Source organism: Pseudomonas sp. NBRC 111119 (assembly GCF_001320125.1).
Classification (GTDB): Bacteria; Pseudomonadota; Gammaproteobacteria; order Pseudomonadales; family Pseudomonadaceae; genus Aquipseudomonas; species Aquipseudomonas parafulva.
Genome location: NZ_BCAV01000060.1, coordinates 15,618 through 33,452, shown reverse-complemented (window position 1 = coordinate 33,452; position 17,835 = coordinate 15,618). Strand labels below are relative to the sequence as shown.

Below are 17,835 nucleotides of genomic sequence, written 5' to 3'. Positions count from 1 at the left end.
AAAGCATGTGCGCTGGTTTCTTCACCACTACCTGAAAGATCACTCTGTAGCCAGCCGATACTACTATCGACTCACTGCCGTGTTGATCTTGATGAGGATGGGTAAAGGCCAAGCACGTACGGTGACCGGCGAGTAAATCCATGAAAGCAGCTGCTGACAGTTTCGCCGGTTCTGTATTAAGCTGAAGCATGGCCAAGGGCCACACCCCAAACCTATGGAGCTATTAGGCGAAAGCTAAAAACTTGGTCGTAAAGCTCAGGAGGAGCGTTGATGAGCACAGGAAAGCCCAAACGGATTACGCTGAATATTTACTTACTCAAAGAGGCATCGAACTCGGCCTCTGAGTGGACAGATAAAGATTTCATAGCAAGCCCCATAGGTTCCAATGGAAAACCTAAAAAAATTGGCACTGAACAGTATCCTCTTGGGCCTGAAGGGGAGTATGGCACTCTTTTCATTCGAAAACCTTTTATAGAGGCCGCTCCAGAATGGTTAAATTTCATTCAGAAGGGTTTAGATAAAGGAGTCAAAACATCCAAATGGACGAATAAGAGCATTTCGGCCATTTTAATTGTGAAAAATGGCGCTCGCCAGTTTGCTATCTCTTTTGGATATGGGCGCTACCTGATCGAGCCAAGGTTAATCGAGGATAGATTTGGTATAAAGGTCGTTCTAAACAGTGTCTCACCAGACAAGATAGCATCAATTGATCGTCAAACATTTGATGCATCCCCACGACTGAGCAGGACACAGACGATCAAAGCAGCATCTGTGTCAGATTACATGATTAACGCTGAGCAGGACTTGCTTCGCGGACTAGTAGGGCACACTAAAAGCGCCTATTCAGATATTTTTGGAAAAGTAATAGCCGGGATTGATTCATTCAAGGCATCTGTTGCGATAGATCTCTCAGACCTAGGAAGCTTCCTGCAGCTGGCATTAGAGAGATCCACCTCTAAAGACTATCTTGCGAAAGATGCAGATGGACATGCCAGCGAGTTTTCTTGGGTTGAGAACTTACTCCCGGTCAAAGACAAAGATATTTCTGAAGAACTCGACATAAAACTTTGGCAATCTCTATCCTCTAGTCAAACCAAAAATATGTGGCTCGCCATACCAGACATAATAGACTGGACCTCCGTCACAGGGTTTGCTTACAAACGAGTACCTGACAGTGACGATATCGACCCAGTGCTAGATTTGGAAAGATTTTTGTCTACATTTAGACAAGGAGCAAATTTAGACACCCTTAAGCGACGCGAAATTTTTCTCATTCTTTCGAACGGCAGCCCTCCTAGACCATTCCCTGCTTTTAAATGCCTCTACGCGGAAGTCAAGCACGATGCGAACTTATATATTTTAAATACAGGAAACTGGTTTAAGGTAGAGGCATCTTTCCAGACCGCGGTGGAAAAGTACTTCTTGGAACTACCGAGAAAGCCGTTCGCGCCACCTTTCGCAGAGTATTCGCATGCTGGCGAAGGTCCCTACAATGAGTACGTTTGCGCTCAAGCCCAGAGTTCCCACGCAATGCTTGACAGGCAAATGATAAAATTTGGTGGTAGCTATGATAAAATTGAGGTCTGCGACATCTACAGAGTGAAAACTCAAACTGAGCGGGGGGAGTTTATCCATGTTAAACGCGGCCGTGGTTCATCGACGCTAAGCCATCTCTTCGCGCAAGGCTTTGTGGCTTCGACCCTCATGGTGAGAGAGCCAGGCTTTGTAAAAGATGTAAATTTACAACTAGAAAAAAATAAATTTGACGCAATCCCTGTTAATTTCGAAGCACGCGGCAATGACGTAATTTACGCAATTATTGACGGTCCCGCCTCATCAGCTCTAGATATACCTTTTTTCAGTAAAGTAACCTTACAGAACTACGGAAAGACCATCAGTTCATATGGCTACGGGGTAAAGCTTATGCATATTCCGGAATCTGCCGCTCACCTTGCTAGTATCGCCCAGAAAACCGCAGCAAAAGCCTCTAAAAAGAAAACAACCGTTACAAAGAAAAAAACAGTCCGTAAGAAACCTCCTCAGCCAAAGTCCGGGCCTTGACTTGAAGCTCAATAAGTATACGTACTTCTTTGTATACAGCAGGCGCAGCGCCCCAGAAAACTTACACAACTTTTTTCGTGAGGAACTGCTTTTGGTCGCAACTTCCAGCTACGACCAAAAGCCGCTCATCAAGCCAGACGAAAATAAAATGTGAGAACATTCTGGCACTAAGCATCTTCACGCCAAGGGCACTTAGCCAATTTTATCCTTTGGCCACACGTAAACATCGATTCAGTAATGTTCCTCAATATACGCATATGCCTTCTCAAACAGTTCTTTGTCCTTGCTTAGGCCAAACTGCGCCAAAGTCAGCATTAGTGCTTTCTGGATTTCGCGTGGGCCACTATTGGAGTTCTGCCAGCCCTCAAAGCGAGTAGCGTTGACAATTTTATCGATTTGCTCAACCACATCACCAATCAGCTTCGGCGTGGTTTCCGGACGTGTTTCCAGGAAGAGTTTGGTCAGTGCCTGCTTCTTGTCTGCTTCCGTTACCATCGCGTCACCGGTTTCACGCTCGGCCTGAACCGTATCTTTAGCGGCATCCAGTAGGCCCTTAAGCCAATCGATGGCCTTAATTACACCTGCTTCGTATTCTCGGCGCAGTTTCTCCAAGCGCTCTCCCAGCTCGACAAATACAGCTTCGCTATGGCCGCGCAGACGCCCCATCAGGTCTATTTCCAAACGGCGCGCACGTTTTTCCTGCTCTTTCTCGGTCAGGGTGAAGATCGCGTGCTCATCCATGATCAGCTCATCGATGTCATCGCGTATGCGACTGATATTGGTGTGCTCATGAATCATCTTGATGGTCTCGGGTCCTAACGCGGCCCAGACCAGCGCACCCGTTTGACCAACCGGGCGTACCGATTCATAAATTTGCGCCAACCATTTGTAATCCTGGCGGTAGGGCGTCAGGAAAAGGTCGGGATTGATGGCAGACCAAAGTTTGGCAAGCACACCAAAGGCTGCTGCAAACTCATCGCGGCTTTTGTTGTCCGGCAAGCATTCCTGGGCGGCCAGTATGCCGTCGAAGCCTGCCTGGGTACGGTCCACATTCGGGAAGAACGCAAGACAAAGCATCAACTGCTCTGGCAGTAACTCCTTGAATTTCTCAATACCTTCGACGATCCCGTCGATCTCTTCTGGATTATAGGCAAGCGCCGTGCGCAGATTTTCGAATACGCCCAGATAATCGATGATCAAGCCCATACGCTTGACCACCCCATCCGCCTCATACAGACGGTTGGTACGGCACATGGCCTGTAGCAATGTATGGTCGCGCAGTGGCTTATCCAGGTACATGCAGTAACAGATCGGCGCATCGAAACCGGTCAGCAGCTTGGCGGTCACGATCAGCAGTTGCAGGGGTTGCTTCGGATCTTTATAGGTTTCCAGCAGACTTTTCTGCGCCTGCTCTTCACTATCGAATTTCTGCCAGCGCTCAAAGTCGGTTTGATTAATCGGTAGTTCGAGCTCGTCCTTCCACTTGTTCCAGTCCTTGTTGAGCTTGCCGTTCTCATCCTTCACCGGCGCCTGGTCGAGATTCATGACAACCTCTAGTGCGTCGAAACCCAGCTTGTTACCAAGCAGGTAATACATCTGCACGCAGGCGTCGCGATCATAGACCACCACCATAGCCTTCATCTTTTTCGGCTGTACATGGCTGGTGAAGTGTTGGGCAATGTCGGCGCTGATGGCTTCCATGCGCTTCGGTGCCTTGAGCATCACGGCCAGCTTACCGGCGCGCTTGGACAGGAGAGTTTTTTCATCCTCGTCCAAGTTGTTGTCTTTGACCAGTTGTTCGAACTCTTCATTGATCGCCTCACGGTCGACCCGCAATTCTGCTAAACGAGGTTCAAACTTTACCGGGTTAGTGGCGCCGTCGCGGATTGACTGTTTGTAGCTGTAGCGGTTCATATAGCGGCCGGGGTCCTCATCGGCGCCGAACAGCTTGAAGGTATTTCGCTCGATACCAGATATCGGCGTGCCGGTCAGGCCGTAGAAGTGAGCATTGGGCAGCGCCCAACGCATCTTCTCGCCCAAGCCGCCTTCCTGGGTTCGGTGGGCTTCATCCACCAGCACGATAATGTTATCGCGATTGTTTAGACCAGCTAGGTTGTGCTCATCAATCTCAACATCTTTGAACTTGAAAATGGTGGTGATGAGGATACCGCGACTGTCCTGCTCGATATGCTCACCGAGCTTTTTACAGCTCTGCACCTTGATCAAGTTTTTCACGTCGGCGCCGCCGAAAGTCTCACTTAGCTGGCTGTCCAAGTCGCGGCGGTCGACCACGATCAGCACAGTGGGGTTTTTCAGATCGTCGTCGGCACGTAACATTTTGGCCGCGTAGAGTATCAGCAGCGACTTGCCCGAGCCTTGAAAATGCCAGATCAGGCCTTTTTTTACGTAACCCTGTTTGACCCGCTCAACAATCTGCTTGGCCGTCTCAAACTGTGGGTAACGCGGCAGTAATTTGATGCGTTTGGGTGGCGTATCTTTACCGGTTTTATGGGTAGAGAACAGCGCAAAAGTGGCCAGCAGTTGCAATAGGGTTTGTGGGTTCAGTAGCCCTTCAGTGCTCGCCAGCACGGAGGCCAGGGTAGCAGGTATCTCCTCACGCTGATCGGTTTGGTGCCAGGGGCCCCAATCCTTGACGCGGGCATTGATCGCGCCATAGGCAAAGGTTTTACCCTCACTGGCGAAGCACAGCAGGTTGGGTACGAAGAACGCTTTCGCATGCTGCCAATAACTCTTTTTGCCGCCCATGAAGTCAGCGGCACCGTCTTGCCAACTGACGCTGGGGCGAGTGGCGCTTTTCACTTCACCTACCACCAGCGGGATGCCGTTCACATACAGCACAATATCGAAGAACACCTCGCCAGCCGCAACATAGTGCACCTGCTGGGCCACCACAAAGTGGTTGTTTTCGAGGTTGTCGAAGTCGATCAGATTGATGGTGACGTGCTCACCATTCTCGCCGAAGGCCAGGGTTTTTTCGCCCAGCAGCCACGCTTGGAAATTTTCGTTGGCCCTGACCAAACCACTGTTCGACGCCTCCAACAGAACACCGCGCAGCTTGTGGATCACCTCATCAGCGGAATCCGGCTGTTTATCTATAGCTGGGTTTAAAAAGCGTAACGCGTCTTTGAGCCACTCATCGACAAAGATATCCTGTGCCTTCTTGGGCAAATTTTCGCCGTGACAGTAATTCCACTTTACTCCGTTTAAATTTCTTAAACGATCGATTATTCCATTCTCAGTGACGGTTTGCTCATTAAACATGACAGCCTCGGCCTAGGAGATAATTTCTTCAATAATGCGGCTTCTTAAAATCGAATGAGACTTCGACAAACTACTCAGTTGCTCGCGTACATCCAAGAAAAATGAAATAGTCGAAAAAATCAGCGACTGCTCCTCAATCGGAGCAACTGGAACAGGGATATCTGACAAAGTCTTCTTATTTATCTTCTTCATGCTAGCGCTAGTTCCAGCAGCCACCCGCTGTATCGATCTTCGGCCATACGGAGAAAGAAGAAATGCTTCGAGATACTCTTTGATAATCAATTTTTCATTTAGCCTCAACCGCATCATCGTGTCTGGAAAAATGACTTTATCTTTACGAGGCTTATAAATACCAACAAGACCAACCAAGTCCTGAGTGTTCGCCCTTGATATTAGGAAGTCGCCCTCCTTAAGTTCTAAAGCAGCATCATAATCCGAGATAGCAATTGGCTTCAGCTCTCCGTCCAAAACGTATCCATCAGTCGATAGATTGTTTAAGTTTAAGACGTAATTCCCAGTGTCACTTGATACCTCATTAGCCGAGAATCCACTTTGTGGAACACATATCAGCAGATCCCCAAGGCGCATTGTCTTCCAATTATCAGGCAGAGCAACCTGGCCTGCACCTCGCTCATAAAAATTTTTAAAGAAGTTTAAGTATAAACCTCTTATATTCTCCGCAGAGGATATCTGCAGGTCAATTAGCTTTTCGCTTGCCTCCTGGGACTTGATCAGCAAGTCAAGGATTGTCTCTTGCGCGAAAGAGCAATTTACAGTGAACTCCCAAGAGGCCAATGCTGAGAACTTCGTTCTAGGTGACAGAGACCCAGATGACGTAGCAATCGCGACTCGCCAAAAAGCATCGGACTGAATTATAAACCGCAATAAGCCAGGAATTATTTTAGACGGCTTTGGTTCCAAAACAATAATATCTCCCGAGCAGATGCCATCAAATTCTGCTACGGCACATTTCTTCAAATAAGGACGACGCTTCCCAAGAAGAATTTGCCCTTTTTTAAACACGCGAGTGAAACTCGGGCTATCTTCAGCCACAGAGCCCCAGCGTTTGATTTTTAATGAGCCAGAGTCTAAATGCTCTAATCCGACATAGCGACAATACCCCTCCGCAATCGGATCTCTTGTTGTAACCTTGATCTCGCGACAAATATCGCCAAATCGCGCACTAAATACGCCACTCATTAATCACCCACCCCGAAATTTAAGACTTCGAGACTCCTAAATAGCCGTCTAGTTTTGCCTTTTAACTTTACCCGATTAACTTTCCAAACCTCAATGGCATGTTCAATATCATGTGATTCGTCTTCGTCGCGGGCCTGTACATAGAGCGGTATCGATAAATTGTGCTGATTCTCACGAATCGTCTCGATTTCCACCAGAGCGGTAATGGCCGGTACCTTGTCCGGGGCAAAATAGGCTTCGATCAGCACAGCTAGATCGTCATCCGAAAGCCGGCTTTGGGCGCGCTCACGGGTGACACTCTCGACGCCATTGATAAACAAGACTTTTCCTTTGCGCTCAGTAGGCTTGTTGCAGTTGAGCACCACGACGCAGGATTCCATCGGCGAGTTGTAGAAAAGGTTGGGGCCAAGGCCGATCACTGCTTCGATAATGTCCGACTCGATTACCTCTTTACGGATTGCCTGCTCTGAGTCTCGGAACAGCACACCGTGGGGCCAGAGCATGGCGGCGCGACCAGTGTAGGGCTTCAGGCTTTTGATAATATGGGTGTAAAAGCCATAGTCGGCACAGCCCTGGGGTGGTACGCCATAAAGGTTACGGCCATAAGGGTCGGCAAAGAACTTGTCACGGTTCCATTTTTTTATGGAGTACGGCGGGTTGGCAAAGATCACATCAAACTGTTTGAGCTGGTCGTTATCGATAAACTTGGGATCTGCCAAGGTATCGCCGCGCAGTACTTCAAACTCTTCGATCTCGTGCAGGAACATGTTCATACGGGCGATGGCGGAGGTGAGCAGATTCACTTCTTGGCCATAGAGCTTAACACTGCGCCACTCTTTACCTTCGTCCCGCAGGTCCATCACCGCGTTTAGTAACATGCCACCGGTGCCGCAGGTGGGGTCATAGGCAGTTTCACCGGGTTTGAGACCCATTATGCGGGTCATCAGGTGCACCACAGTACGATTGGTGTAGAACTCTGCAGCGGTGTGGCCAGAGTCGTCGGCGAACTTTTTGATCAGGTACTCGTAAGCTTCGCCTAGGTCGTCCTGGGCCACCGACTTGATGCCCAGAGGAATCTTGCTGAAGTGCTGAATCAGGTCAATCAACAGGTGGTCGGGTAGACGCTCTTTGTTGGTCCACTGGGCATCGCCGAATACGCCGTGCAGGCGTTCGTTGTGGATCTCGATCAGGCGTAAGGCATTCTGGATGGCTTCGCCGATGTTCTTGCTGGTATGGCGAACCTTTTCCCAGCGCGCCTCCTGAGGAATATGGAAGCGGTGAAACATGGGCATGGCCGGATACTCGGGATCGCCCTCGTTGACCTCCATGGCCTCGACATACTCTTCAAGGTAAACATCGGACAGGCGTTTGTAGAACAGTAAGGGAAAGATGTACTGCTTGTAATCGGAAGCATCAATCTGCCCGCGCAGGAACTCGGCCGCTCCCCAAAGCAGGTCTTCAAGTTTCTTTTTTCCAAGTTGAGAGGCTTGGTTTTTCTGATACTCAATCATTCTTACTAATCCCGTCTGATAGCTGATGAGCAGTCTGGCTCAGGTCGGCGAAGCGTTTATCTGCTCCGACGGGATATTCAAGTTGGCGTTGATAAAACTGCTTGTACTGCGACTCGGCATGTTGCTTGATGAACTGCGAGGTGTCGCTGCAGGCGCTATCTGTGCTCATAGCTCAAACCCTTCCTTGATGAGCATTTCCTCCAGCTCCTGCTCGGCCTGCTCCAGCGCAGCCAGTTTCTGTCGAAAGTCCTTGAGCGCCTCTTCGACAGTGATGGCTTCTTCTTCCAACGGCTTTTGCACATAGCGCGCAATGTTCAGGTTGAAGTCGTTCTCGGCAATTTCACTGAGCGGCACCCAACGCGCTACGCCCTCTAATGCTACTGCAGAGGGGCCCTGCTGATACTGCTCTAAGTAGATCTGGAAAATCTGATCCGCCTGGACATTGCTCAGGGTGTTTTGCGCACGGCCTTTGGTGAAAATCTCCTCGGCATTGATGATAAGTACATGGTCCTGATGCTCATCAGGGCGCTTCCTGCGCAGCAACAGGATGCAAGCCGGGATAGCTGTGCCATAAAACAGGTTAGGCGCGACGCCAATAATGGCTTCGATGCGGTTTTCTTGGAGCAGGCTGGTGCGGATTCGGTCCTCTGCAGCACCGCGGAACAGCACGCCATGAGGCAGAACCACCGCCATTCGCCCATTGGCATTGAGAGAGGCGAACATATGCTGAACCCAGGCAAAATCACCGTTGGTTTTCGGGGCCAGGCCGTGAATGTTGCGGCTGTAGGCGTCCGCCGCCCATTGTTCATGCCCCCACTCACTGAGACTGAACGGTGGATTAGCGATCACACAATCAAAGGTTTCGAGCCGGTCGTAAATCAGGAACTTTGGCTCACGCAGGGTATCTCCACGAACAATCTCAAAGTCTTCCTGGCCGTGGAGGAACAGGTTCATGCGAGCAATGGCTTCAGTAGTTAAGTTCTTTTCCTGACCTTTAAGCTTCAGCAGCCGGGGATCACCCCCACTATCTCGAACGTGGTGAATGGTCTCCAGCAACATGCCGCCCGTACCGCAAGCTGGGTCATAAACGCTTTCACCCGCTTCGGGATCAAGAATGTTGACCATCAGCCGCACAATAGTCCGGGGGGTGTAGAACTCACCGGCTTTCTTGTTGGCTTTGTCGGCAAAACGCTTAATCAGGTATTCGTAGGCGCGGCCCATATCGTCGTTACGAACGCTGGCAACCCCGAGATCGACTTTATTGAAGTGGTTGAGCAGCGTTGTAAGGAGCTCATCCGACAAGCGTTCTTTATTGGTCCAGCTAGCGTCACCGAATATGCCATGCAGTTGAGGGTTCGCTTGCTCCACGCCCAGAAAAGCGTCCCTGAGTGCTTTACCGATGTCGCGAGACTTGGCGAACACGTCATCCCAATGGCTGCCAACAGGCACCTGAATGCGATGGAAGATCTTCTCACGCGCAAGATCCGCGCTGCCGACCTTGGCCAGTACCTCTTCAAACTCTTCGTCGTAGACATCGCAGATCCTTTTGAAGAACAGGATCGGGAATATATAGGTTTTATAGTCAGAGGCATCGATGGGGCCGGTGATGATGTGCGCGGCGTGCCATAGGTGGGCCTCAAGGTCTTTTAAATTAATCAGGGTCATTTTTACTCGAAAAAATCTTGCGCAGCTGGTCGGGTAGCCTGCTCCGCCGGATGGCTACGGATCAACCAATTGTACTGGATATCATCGAACGGTACGCACGCGACCTAGGGACAAGCCTCGGGCGCACAGCAGATGGGGGCGAAAAACCTCAGACAACTGTGCTCAAGGCTGATGAACGACGGTGCCGCCGGTTTGATTCGCTGCCCAATGCCGATCCAAGGCCCACTGAGGGAGCAGGAGCTCGCACAGGTCTGTCGAAGCTGTCTGACGCTCTGCTCATGCCGGCTGAGATCGGGCATAGGTCGCCTACCTAGAGATACTACTGTTTCTCGCCAGGCGAAGAATCGGTGGCACGGTATTCCAAATGGTATTCCTGCCTAAAGCACCAAACCGACATTAGGCTTATTAATCAATTTATTATCGAGCTGATTCAAATTACCCCGGCGATGCGGAACCGCTTCAAATAGACCAACACAAGTGGCTAATCCGCACCAACCCATCCATCTTCAAAACCCAAACAACAAAAAAGCCACCCGAAGGTGGCTTTCTCATTTTCAATAATGGTCGGGACGGAGTGATTCGAACACTCGACCCCTTGCACCCCATGCAAGTGCGCTACCGGGCTGCGCTACGCCCCGACTGGGCTTTGAAGCATGTTCCCCTTACCGCTGAGAACGATGAAGAAGATACCCTAACCTTTTGATTAATGGAAGCTTTTTTTCAAAAAAATCCATCAATCATCACTCAAGGTCACTTCTTCAACACCACCAACACATCCTCCAACTCAACAATCATCTGCCGAATCAGCTGCTTGTACTGGCTTGACTCATCCTTCACCTCATCACTGGAGAGCCGCAACCGCGCCCCGCCAATGGTGAAGCCCTGGTCGTACAGCAGGGCGCGGATCTGGCGGATCATCAGCACGTCTTGGCGCTGGTAATACCGCCGGTTGCCCCGCCGCTTCACAGGGTTGAGCTGGTCGAACTCCTGCTCCCAATACCGCAGCACGTGCGGTTTAACGGCGCAAAGCTCGCTCACTTCACCAATGGTGAAGTACCGTTTGCCCGGGATGGGGGGCAGTTCGTCGTTATGGCTTGGTTCCAGCATAGGCCTCAACCCGGGCCTTCAACTTCTGCCCTGGACGAAAGGTGACGACGCGCCGTGCGGTGATCGGGATTTCTTCCCCGGTTTTGGGGTTGCGGCCCGGCCGCTGGCGTTTGTCGCGAAGGTCGAAGTTACCGAAACCCGATAGCTTCACCTGCTCGTTCTCTTCAAGTGCGTGCCGAATTTCTTCGAAAAACAGCTCGACCAGCTCCTTGGCCTCACGCTTGTTAAGCCCCAGCTCCTCGTACAGCCTTTCGGCCATCTCAGCTTTCGTCAGAGCACCCATGCCGTTATTTCCTTAACGTGGTGTTCAACCTTTGTTCTAGCGAGGTGAGGATGTTCTGCAGGGTAGTGTTCACCTCATCGTCGTTAAGAGTGCGCGATGGATGCTGCCAGGTCAAGCCGACGGCCAGGCTTTTTCTATCAGGATCAATACCTTTACCCTGGTACACATCAAACAGCCTGAGGTCTGTGAGCCATTCGCCTGCATTGTCACGAATTACGTCAAGCACGTCCTGAGAAGCTACATCACGTCCTGCGATTAACGCCAGGTCACGACGGGTTTCCGGGAACTTGGACAGTTCGCTGAATGTGGGCAGGCGGCCTTCCACTACCTGGGCCAGCACCAGCTCGAACACGAACACCGGGCGGTCCAGGTCCAGGGCTTTGGCGAGCTCTGGGTGGAGTGCGCCAAGGTAACCGACCAGCTTGCCGTCGCGCTGAATTTCCGCGGTTTGGCCTGGGTGCAGGGCGGGGTGTTTGCCGGCGGCGAAGGTGAAGTCGCCGAGGGCACCGGAGTAGCCCAGCAGGGCTTCCACGTCGGCCTTCACGTCGAAGAAGTCGATAGTGTCGCGGCCGTTTGCCCAGCCTTCGGGCAGGCGGCTGCCGGTGACTACGCCAGCGATCATCGGTTCTTGCTGCAGGTCACCCAGCTGGCCGACGAAGCGCAGGCCGCTTTCGAACAGGCGCACGCGGTCTTGCTGGCGGTTCAGGTTGTGCTGCAGTGCCTTCACCAGGCCCGGCCACAACGAGGCGCGCATGGCGGCCATGTCGTTGGAGATGGGGTTGGCCAGCAGCAGCGGCTGTACGCCGGGGCTGAACAGCTCGAACAGTTTCGGGTCGATGAAGCTGTAGGTGATGGCTTCCTGGTAACCGCGGGCGACCATCAGGCGGCGCAGGGTGGGCAGCTCGCCACGGGTTTCGGGGCGGGCTTGCGGGGCCAGGCGGGCCTGCGGGTAGCGTACGGGCAGGTTGTTGTAGCCGTACAGGCGGGCCAGCTCTTCGATCAGGTCGACTTCCAGGCTGATGTCGAAGCGGTGGCTTGGCACGGTGACGGTCCACTGCCCTGCCCCGTCGGCCTGGATGCCCAGGCCGAGGTTGGTGAGCAGCTGCTCGACCTGGGCGGGGTCCATGTCCATGCCGAGCATCTGGGCGATGCGGTCGGCACGCAGGGTCACCGGGGCCACGTTGGGCAGGTGCTGCTCGCTGACGGCTTCGACGATGGGGCCGGCTTCGCCGCCCACAATCTCCAGCAACAGGGCGGTGGCGCGCTCCATGGCTTCGCGGGCCAGGTGCGAGTCTACGCCGCGCTCGTAGCGGTGCGAGGCATCGGTGTGCAGGCCGTAGGAACGGGCTTTACCGGCGACGGAAATCGGCTCGAAGAAGGCGCTTTCCAGGAACAGGTCGCGGGTTTTTTCGGTGTTCACGCCGCTGTGCTCGCCACCCATCACGCCGGCAATGGCCAGGGCGCGGGTGTGATCGGCAATCACCAGGGTGTCGGCGCGCAGGGCGACTTCCTGGCCGTCGAGCAGCACCAGCTTCTCGCCCTCTTCGGCCATGCGTACGCGGATGCCGCCGTTGATTTCTGCCAGGTCGAAGGCGTGCATCGGCTGGCCGAGTTCGAGCATCACGTAGTTGGTGATGTCGACGGCAGCATCGATGCTGCGCACGTCGCTGCGACGCAGGCGCTCGACCATCCACAGTGGGGTGGGCTTGCTGAGGTCGACGTTGCGGATGACGCGGCCCAGGTAACGCGGGCAGGCAGCCGGTGCGCTGACGTCGACCGGGCGCACTTCGTCGTGGGCGGCCACCACGGCAGGCACCAGCGGGCGAGTGACGGGCACGTCGTACAGGGCGCTGACGTCGCGGGCCAGGCCAGCGATGGACAAGCAGTCACCACGGTTGGGGGTGAGGCCGATCTCGATGCTGGCGTCGTCCAGGCTCAGGTACTGGCGGATGTCGTCGCCTACCGGGGCGTCGGCTGCCAGTTCCAGCAGGCCGTCGTTTTCTTCGCTGATCTGCAGCTCGGCGGCCGAACAGAGCATGCCGAACGACTCGACGCCGCGCAGCTTGGCCTTCTTGATCTTGAAGTCGCCTGGCAGCTCGGCACCGATCATGGCGAACGGGATCTTGATGCCTGGGCGGGCGTTGGGGGCGCCGCACACCACCTGGAAGGTGTCCTGGCCGTTGCTCACTTGGCACACGCGCAGCTTGTCGGCGTCCGGGTGTTGTTCGGTGGATAGGATTTCGCCTACCACAATGCCGGTGAACTGGCCGGCAGCGGGGGTTACGCTGTCGACTTCAAGGCCAGCCATGGACAGGCGGGCAACCAGTTCATCACGGGAGACTTGCGGGTTTACCCAACCGCGCAGCCACTGTTCACTGAATTTCATGCTGTTCTCCTAAAATGTGCGTCGATGGGCCTAGCGGAATTGGGCAAGGAACCGCAGGTCGTTATCGAAGAACAGACGCAAATCGTTGACGCCATACCGCAACATGGCCAGGCGCTCGGCGCCCATGCCGAAGGCGAAGCCCTGGAACTCTTCCGGGTCGATGCCAGACATGCGCAGCACGTTCGGGTGCACCATGCCGCAGCCCATCACTTCGAGCCAGCCGGTTTGCTTGCACACGCGGCAGCCTTTGCCGGAACACATCACGCACTGGATGTCCACTTCGGCGGACGGCTCGGTGAAGGGGAAGAACGACGGGCGGAAGCGCACGGCCAGTTCTTTTTCGAAGAACACCCGCAGGAACTCTTCGATGGTGCCCTTGAGGTCGGCGAAGTTGATGCCGCGGTCGATCAGCAGGCCTTCAACCTGGTGGAACATCGGCGAGTGGGTGATATCGGAGTCGCAGCGGTATACGCGGCCCGGGCAGACGATGCGAATCGGCGGCTGGGTGGACTCCATGGTGCGTACCTGTACCGGTGAGGTGTGGGTGCGCAGCAGCATGTTGGCGTTGAAGTAGAAGGTGTCGTGCATCGCCCGCGCCGGGTGGTGGCCGGGGATGTTGAGCGCTTCGAAGTTGTGGTAGTCGTCTTCCACCTCGGGGCCTTCGGCAATGCCGTAGCCAATGTGGGTGAAGAACTGCTCGATGCGCTCGAGTGTACGGGTGATGGGGTGCAGGCCACCGGTGGCCTGGCCACGGCCTGGCAGGGTCACATCAATGCACTCGGCAGCCAGGCGCGCGCTGAGCTCGGCCTCTTCGAAGGCGGCCTTGCGTGCGTTGAGCACAACGGTGACGCGCTCTTTGGCGTCGTTGATCAGCGCACCCACTTTGGGGCGCTCTTCGGCTGGCAGGTTGCCCAGGGTCTTCATCACCTGGGTCAGCTCGCCTTTCTTGCCGAGGTAATTGACCCGGATCTGTTCCAGGGCATTGATGTCTTCAGCGCGCTCCACGGCCTCCAGGGCTTGGGAGACCAGCGCATCCAGGTTTTCCATGTACAGACTCCAGATACGAAAATAGGGGAAGAGCTTTGAAGGCTCTTCCCCTATCGATGACGTTCAATGCCCGGCGACGCTGGCGCCGCCGGGTGATTGTCGCGGGTACTTAAGCCAGAACGGCTTTAGCTTTCTCGACAATCGCAGCAAACGCCGCTTTTTCGTTCACTGCCAGATCGGCCAGAACCTTACGGTCGATTTCGATCGAAGCCTTTTTCAGGCCAGCAATCAGACGGCTGTAGGACAGACCGTTGGTGCGGGCACCGGCGTTGATACGAGCGATCCACAGTGCGCGGAACTGACGCTTCTTCTGGCGACGGTCGCGGTAGGCGTATTGGCCTGCCTTGATGACCGCTTGCTTGGCTACGCGGAATACGCGCGAGCGGGCACCGTAGTAACCTTTAGCCAGTTTCAGAATTTTCTTGTGACGCTTACGAGCGATGACGCCACGCTTAACACGAGCCATGAGTAACTTCCTCTATCTTAACCAGAATTAACGAACGCGCAGCATGCGCTCGACTTTTGCCACGTCAGACGGGTGCAGCAAGCTGGCACCGCGCAGTTGACGCTTACGCTTGGTCGACATTTTGGTCAGGATGTGGCTCTTGAAAGCGTGCTTGTGCTTGAAGCCCGAAGCTGTCTTCAGGAAGCGCTTCGCAGCACCGCTCTTGGTTTTCATTTTTGGCATGTTGGAACTCCGCATTCGATAAAATTACACATAATCATCAGGCCTGCCGTGCCCGGGAGATTACTTCTTTTTCTTGGGGGCGATGACCATCATAAGCTGGCGTCCTTCCATCTTCGGATGCTGCTCAACGGTGCCGTATTCGGCGAGGTCGGCTTCGACCCGCTTCAACAGCTCCATGCCCAGCTCCTGGTGGGCCATCTCACGACCACGGAATCTCAGAGAGATCTTGGCCTTGTCCCCATCGGTAAGGAAACGTACCAGGTTGCGTAGTTTTACCTGGTAATCCCCATCCTCCGTCCCTGGACGAAACTTGATTTCTTTGATCTGGATTTGCTTCTGGTTTTTCTTGGCTTCGTTGGCCTGCTTCTTCTTTTCGAAGAGGTGCTTGCCGTAGTCCATGACCTTGCAGACAGGCGGTACCGCGTCTGCAGAGATTTCTACCAGGTCCAGCTTCGCTTCATCAGCGATACGCAGCGCTTCATCAATCGAGACGATGCCAACCTGCTCGCCGTCTGCGCCAATTAACCGAACCTCGCGGGCCGAGATATTCTCGTTGATCGGGGCCTTCGGTACAGCACGCTTATCGTTTCTCATTTCACGCTTAATAGTCATTACTCCGATTCTTGGCGACCACGCCGGGAAACCGCTTGTGTCAGAAGCTCAGCGAATTGCGCGACGGGCATGGAGCCCAGGTCTGCGCCTTCACGAGTACGCACGGCTACGGTTTGCGTTTCGACTTCGCGGTCCCCTATAACCAAAAGGTACGGGACCTTGAGCAAAGTATGCTCGCGGATTTTAAAGCCGATCTTCTCATTTCTCAAGTCCGACTTGGCACGGAAACCGCTACCGTTCAGAGATTTCTCCACTTCAAGGGCGAAATCGGCCTGTTTGTCGGTGATGTTCATGATCACGGCCTGGGTAGGTGCCAGCCACGCCGGGAACACGCCCGCGTAGTGCTCGATGAGCATGCCGATGAAGCGCTCGAACGAACCGAGGATGGCGCGGTGCAGCATCACCGGGCGCTTGCGGGCGTTGTCTTCGGCAATGTAGCTGGCGTCCAGGCGCTCGGGCAGGTTCGGGTCGTACTGCAGGGTACCGCACTGCCAGTTACGGCCCAGGCAGTCGCGCAGGGTGAACTCGATCTTGGGCCCGTAGAAGGCGCCCTCGCCCGGCTGGTATTCCCATTCCAGGCCCGATTCGTTCAGCGCGTCGGCCAGTGCACCTTCGGCACGGTCCCACAGCTCTTCGGAGCCCACACGTTTGGCCGGGCGGGTGGACAGCTTCATGGCGACGTCGGTGAAGCCGAAGTCCTTGTACACGTCCAGGGTGAGCTTGATGAAGTCGGCGGCTTCTTTCTTCACCTGTTCTTCGGTGCAGAAGATGTGCGCGTCGTCCTGCACAAAGCCACGTACGCGCATGATGCCGTGCAAGGCACCGGAGGGCTCGTTACGGTGGCAGGCACCGAACTCGGCCAGGCGCAGCGGCAGGTCGCGGTAGCTTTTCAGGCCCTGGTTGAACACCTGCACGTGGCACGGGCAGTTCATCGGTTTTACCGCGTAGTCACGGCTTTCCGACGAGGTGGTGAACATGTTCTCGGCGTAGTTGGACCAGTGGCCGGAACGCTCCCACAGAATACGGTCGACCACTTGTGGGGTCTTGATTTCCTGGTAGCCGTTTTCGCGCTGCACGGCGCGCATGTACTGCTCCAGCACCTGGTACACGGTCCAGCCGTTGGCGTGCCAGAACACCATGCCTGGGGCTTCTTCCTGCAGGTGGAACAGGTCGAGCTGCTTGCCGATCTTGCGGTGGTCGCGTTTTTCGGCTTCTTCGATGCGCTGGATGTAGGCCGCCAGCTGCTTCTTGTCAGCCCAGGCGGTGCCGTACACACGTTGCAGCTGCTCGTTCTTGGCATCGCCACGCCAGTAGGCGCCGGACAGCTTGGTCAGCTTGAACGCTTTGAGGAAGCGCGTGTTCGGCACGTGCGGGCCACGGCACATGTCGACGTATTCTTCGTGATAGTACAGGCCCATGGCCTGCTCATCGGGCATGTCTTCGACCAGGCGCAGCTTGTAGTCTTCGCCACGGGCGGTGAACACATCGATGACTTCGGCACGCGGGGTCATCTTCTTGATGACGTCGTAGTCCTTCTCGATCAGCTGCTGCATGCGCTTTTCGATGGCGGCGAGGTCATCAGGGGTGAAGGGGCGCTCGAAGGCGATGTCGTAATAGAAGCCTTCGTCGATCACCGGGCCGATCACCATCTTGGCGGTCGGATACAGCTGTTTCACCGCGTGGCCGACCAGGTGGGCGCACGAGTGACGGATGATCTCCAGTCCCTCTTCATCTTTAGGGGTGATGATCTGCAGCTTGGCGTCGTTCTGAATGAGGTCGCAGGCATCGACCAGCTTGCCGTCGACCTTACCGGCCACGGTGGCCTTGGCCAGGCCGGCGCCGATGGAAGCGGCAACTTCAGCTACGGACACGGCATGATCGAACGAACGTTGACTGCCATCGGGAAGAGTAATGGTGGGCATGGCGCCTCCTCTCCTAGTGGTGACCCCTACCAAAGGTCACGTGGGTTGGGATGAGCCAGTACAAGATCCGA

General features: G+C 54.4%; 14 protein-coding genes and 1 tRNA gene. 1 reads left to right on the top strand and 14 read right to left on the bottom strand.

Annotated features, from left to right (window positions below):
- The first annotated feature begins 270 nt into the window (after positions 1-270).
- The gene (locus APH25_RS20815) at positions 271-2,061 is read left to right on the top strand and encodes a TIGR04141 family sporadically distributed protein (RefSeq protein WP_060483224.1); all 1,791 of its coding nucleotides are present in this window, start codon (positions 271-273) and stop codon (positions 2,059-2,061) included.
- A gap of 231 nt (positions 2,062-2,292) precedes the next feature.
- On the opposite strand, the gene APH25_RS20810 is transcribed toward APH25_RS20815, so the two are convergent.
- From APH25_RS20810 to thrS, 14 genes are all read right to left on the bottom strand, one after another.
- Positions 2,293-5,343 carry a type I restriction endonuclease subunit R gene (locus APH25_RS20810; protein ID WP_060483223.1) on the bottom strand — a complete coding sequence of 1,017 codons (3,051 nt, stop codon included), beginning with the start codon at positions 5,341-5,343 and terminating at the stop codon, positions 2,293-2,295.
- Between the two features lie 12 nt (positions 5,344-5,355).
- Positions 5,356-6,543 carry a restriction endonuclease subunit S gene (locus tag APH25_RS20805; protein ID WP_156333237.1) on the bottom strand — a complete coding sequence of 396 codons (1,188 nt, stop codon included), beginning with the start codon at positions 6,541-6,543 and terminating at the stop codon, positions 5,356-5,358.
- On the bottom strand, positions 6,543-8,054 hold the full coding sequence (locus APH25_RS20800) for a class I SAM-dependent DNA methyltransferase (RefSeq protein WP_060483221.1): 1,512 nt from the start codon (positions 8,052-8,054) through the stop codon (positions 6,543-6,545). The genes APH25_RS20805 and APH25_RS20800 overlap by 1 nt, the downstream gene beginning before the upstream one ends.
- A complete protein-coding gene (locus APH25_RS25555) occupies positions 8,047-8,223 on the bottom strand; it encodes a hypothetical protein (protein ID WP_156333236.1) in 177 nt (58 codons plus the stop codon). The genes APH25_RS20800 and APH25_RS25555 overlap by 8 nt, the downstream gene beginning before the upstream one ends.
- Positions 8,220-9,719 (bottom strand): class I SAM-dependent DNA methyltransferase, encoded by a 1,500-nt coding sequence (locus tag APH25_RS20795; RefSeq protein ID WP_060483220.1) that lies wholly within the window; start codon positions 9,717-9,719, stop codon positions 8,220-8,222. The genes APH25_RS25555 and APH25_RS20795 overlap by 4 nt, the downstream gene beginning before the upstream one ends.
- Before the next feature lie 561 nt (positions 9,720-10,280).
- A tRNA-Pro gene (locus APH25_RS20790) sits at positions 10,281-10,357 on the bottom strand.
- 112 nt (positions 10,358-10,469) lie between these two features.
- A complete protein-coding gene (locus APH25_RS20785; RefSeq protein ID WP_014591553.1) occupies positions 10,470-10,826 on the bottom strand; it encodes a MerR family transcriptional regulator in 357 nt (118 codons plus the stop codon).
- Entirely contained in the window at positions 10,807-11,109 is a 303-nt protein-coding gene (gene ihfA, locus APH25_RS20780) for an integration host factor subunit alpha (protein ID WP_003250679.1), read from the bottom strand. The genes APH25_RS20785 and ihfA overlap by 20 nt, the downstream gene beginning before the upstream one ends.
- 4 nt (positions 11,110-11,113) lie before the next feature.
- Positions 11,114-13,495 (bottom strand): phenylalanine--tRNA ligase subunit beta, encoded by a 2,382-nt coding sequence (pheT, locus tag APH25_RS20775; RefSeq protein ID WP_060483219.1) that lies wholly within the window; start codon positions 13,493-13,495, stop codon positions 11,114-11,116.
- Between the two features lie 30 nt (positions 13,496-13,525).
- Positions 13,526-14,542 carry a phenylalanine--tRNA ligase subunit alpha gene (gene pheS, locus APH25_RS20770; protein WP_028633359.1) on the bottom strand — a complete coding sequence of 339 codons (1,017 nt, stop codon included), beginning with the start codon at positions 14,540-14,542 and terminating at the stop codon, positions 13,526-13,528.
- A 109-nt stretch (positions 14,543-14,651) separates the two neighbouring features.
- Positions 14,652-15,008 carry a 50S ribosomal protein L20 gene (gene rplT / locus APH25_RS20765; protein ID WP_003250671.1) on the bottom strand — a complete coding sequence of 119 codons (357 nt, stop codon included), beginning with the start codon at positions 15,006-15,008 and terminating at the stop codon, positions 14,652-14,654.
- 27 nt (positions 15,009-15,035) lie between these two features.
- Positions 15,036-15,230 carry a 50S ribosomal protein L35 gene (rpmI, locus tag APH25_RS20760; protein WP_003250667.1) on the bottom strand — a complete coding sequence of 65 codons (195 nt, stop codon included), beginning with the start codon at positions 15,228-15,230 and terminating at the stop codon, positions 15,036-15,038.
- 60 nt (positions 15,231-15,290) lie between these two features.
- Positions 15,291-15,842 (bottom strand): translation initiation factor IF-3, encoded by a 552-nt coding sequence (gene infC, locus APH25_RS20755; protein WP_012052879.1) that lies wholly within the window; start codon positions 15,840-15,842, stop codon positions 15,291-15,293.
- Positions 15,842-17,764, bottom strand: a complete 1,923-nt coding sequence (gene thrS, locus APH25_RS20750; RefSeq protein ID WP_028633360.1) for a threonine--tRNA ligase — start codon at positions 17,762-17,764, stop codon at positions 15,842-15,844. The genes infC and thrS overlap by 1 nt, the downstream gene beginning before the upstream one ends.
- Between the last annotated feature and the right edge of the window lie 71 nt (positions 17,765-17,835).

Coding starts and splice junctions, on each gene's coding strand:
- APH25_RS20815 (WP_060483224.1), top strand. CDS start 271: ATGAGCACAGGAAAGCCCAAACGGATTACGCTGAATATTTACTTACTC.
- APH25_RS20810 (WP_060483223.1), bottom strand. CDS start 5,343: ATGTTTAATGAGCAAACCGTCACTGAGAATGGAATAATCGATCGTTTA.
- APH25_RS20805 (WP_156333237.1), bottom strand. CDS start 6,543: ATGAGTGGCGTATTTAGTGCGCGATTTGGCGATATTTGTCGCGAGATC.
- APH25_RS20800 (WP_060483221.1), bottom strand. CDS start 8,054: ATGATTGAGTATCAGAAAAACCAAGCCTCTCAACTTGGAAAAAAGAAA.
- APH25_RS25555 (WP_156333236.1), bottom strand. CDS start 8,223: ATGAGCACAGATAGCGCCTGCAGCGACACCTCGCAGTTCATCAAGCAA.
- APH25_RS20795 (WP_060483220.1), bottom strand. CDS start 9,719: ATGACCCTGATTAATTTAAAAGACCTTGAGGCCCACCTATGGCACGCC.
- APH25_RS20785 (WP_014591553.1), bottom strand. CDS start 10,826: ATGCTGGAACCAAGCCATAACGACGAACTGCCCCCCATCCCGGGCAAA.
- ihfA (WP_003250679.1), bottom strand. CDS start 11,109: ATGGGTGCTCTGACGAAAGCTGAGATGGCCGAAAGGCTGTACGAGGAG.
- pheT (WP_060483219.1), bottom strand. CDS start 13,495: ATGAAATTCAGTGAACAGTGGCTGCGCGGTTGGGTAAACCCGCAAGTC.
- pheS (WP_028633359.1), bottom strand. CDS start 14,542: ATGGAAAACCTGGATGCGCTGGTCTCCCAAGCCCTGGAGGCCGTGGAG.
- rplT (WP_003250671.1), bottom strand. CDS start 15,008: ATGGCTCGTGTTAAGCGTGGCGTCATCGCTCGTAAGCGTCACAAGAAA.
- rpmI (WP_003250667.1), bottom strand. CDS start 15,230: ATGCCAAAAATGAAAACCAAGAGCGGTGCTGCGAAGCGCTTCCTGAAG.
- infC (WP_012052879.1), bottom strand. CDS start 15,842: ATGACTATTAAGCGTGAAATGAGAAACGATAAGCGTGCTGTACCGAAG.
- thrS (WP_028633360.1), bottom strand. CDS start 17,764: ATGCCCACCATTACTCTTCCCGATGGCAGTCAACGTTCGTTCGATCAT.